The sequence below is a fragment of the Occallatibacter sp. genome (assembly GCF_049802275.1).
GTDB lineage: Bacteria > Acidobacteriota > Terriglobia > Terriglobales > Acidobacteriaceae > Telmatobacter.
The window spans coordinates 1-1847 of record NZ_JBARMD010000463.1 but is presented as its reverse complement, the minus strand read 5'-3'; the positions used below and the strand labels follow the sequence as shown (position 1 = coordinate 1847).

Genomic DNA, 1847 nt, shown 5'->3' with positions numbered 1-1847 from the left:
AGCACCGCTACTCTTTTCTGCAGCCGATCGCGAGCGAGAACGGAATTTGGAGGGATGCTGAAGACCTGTATGCCACCGGGCGCTTTCCGGGGACCGCCCGGCGCATGGAGACATTCGAGAAGTTCGCGCCGGAGCTGGCAGCGTGCGCTCTAAAAAAGCTGGGATTGACAGCCGAGGACCGCGAACGCGTTACGCACGTGATTGTGACTTCGTGCACAGGTCTGTATGCGCCCGGTTTGGACTACGACATTGTCGAGAATCTCGGCCTGAATCCATCGGTGGAACGAACCATGATTGGATTCATGGGATGCTACGCCGCCATCAACGCACTGAAGTCGGCGCATCATATCGTGCGATCCATGCCCGAAGCCGTCGTGCTGATTCTGAACCTCGAGCTCTGCACGCTGCACCTGCAGGAGACGCAGGAACTCGAGCAGATGTTGTCGTTCCTCCTGTTTGCCGATGGCTGCGCCGCATGCGTGGTGAGCGCCAAGCCCATCGGACTCGGCATCGATAGCTTCCTCGCCTTGCGCATTCCGGAAACGAGTCACCTCATCACCTGGAAAATTCGCGAGATGGGATTCGACATGCATCTCTCCGGTCAGGTTCCCGCGGAGATTTCAAAGGCTATGCGAGAGGTCGGCTGCCAGATCACGCCAGGCAGGAATCCGTTGGAAATTGATCTCTGGGCGGTGCACCCGGGAGGAAAAACAGTGCTCGACGCGGTCGAAAAAGGATTGGGATTGCGCGAGGATTCTCTCCGCCCGTCGCGCGAGGTTCTGGCGCAATTCGGCAATATGTCTTCAGCGACCGTGATGTTTGTGTTGCAAAGCGTCATGCGCGCGGCGCGCTCGGGACAGCACGGTTGCGCCATGTCGTTCGGCCCCGGAGTCACTGCGGAAACGATGCTCTTCCATGGCGCTTAGCTCTCTGGATTTCAGCAGACGCGCCGACTTGACGGAAATGATGGACGAGCCCTGCAGCCCGGAGGAGTTGCAAGCCTGCCTGCAAGATCTCGCGAAGCTGAACCGGTGGTTTCTGGGGTACAGACCGACCCTTCACTGGCTTGATTCCCTTCAATTGCATAAGCTCAACGCGCCGGTGCATATCGTCGATGTCGGATCCGGCTACGGCGACACTTTGCGCCGCATCGAAAAATGGGCGCGGGAGCGCGCGGTTCGAGTGAAGTTGACAGGATATGACCTGAATCCCGATACCGTCGTGATCGCAGCAAATGCCTGCTCTGCCAATAGTCGAATTGAGTGGGTTGCCGCGGATATTTTCGATTCTCAAAACGGCGAACCAATCGATATTGTCATCAGCTCGCTATTCACCCATCATCTCGTCAAGAGCGATGTTGTTCGTTTTCTCGAATGGATGGAGGAACAATCGCGCATTGGCTGGTTCATCAACGACCTATCCCGCGCACCGATTCCTTACCACCTGTTGAAAGCGTTCTCGAAAGTAGCGGGTATGCACCGCTTTGTGCAGCATGACGGCCCAGTCTCTATCCAACGCGCCTTTGTGGCGGAGGATTGGCGCCAGATGTGTTCCGCAGCCGGTTTGCGTCAGGACGACATCGTAATCCAGGGATTCACGCCGGGTCGCCTCTGTGTGGGACGAAGGAAGCCATGACCATAAGGACGCGCGATTCCGTTGAAAACCTCGTGATTGGTGGAGGCCTGGGAGGATCGATGGTCGCATTTCGCCTTGCTGGTGCGGGGCGCGAGGTGACGTTGCTTGAAAAGGAGCGTGAAGCCCACCACAAAGTCTGCGGAGAATTTCTGAGCCGCGAGGCTATCCAATATCTGCGACAGGCTGGGATTGATCCGCTTGACCTCGGCGCC

General features: G+C 57.5%; 3 protein-coding genes. All 3 read left to right on the top strand.

What is annotated here, in order from left to right:
* On the top strand, positions 1-926 hold a 926-nt coding region (locus tag WA354_RS16010), incomplete at its 5' end, for a type III polyketide synthase (RefSeq protein WP_472814023.1).
* Positions 916-1635: a methyltransferase domain-containing protein gene (locus WA354_RS16005; RefSeq protein ID WP_472814022.1), complete on the top strand. Its 720-nt coding sequence runs from the start codon at positions 916-918 to the stop codon at positions 1633-1635. The genes WA354_RS16010 and WA354_RS16005, both read left to right, overlap by 11 nt.
* Positions 1632-1847, top strand: a 216-nt coding sequence (locus WA354_RS16000; protein WP_472814021.1) for an NAD(P)/FAD-dependent oxidoreductase, incomplete at its 3' end; no start/stop codon positions are given. The genes WA354_RS16005 and WA354_RS16000, both read left to right, overlap by 4 nt.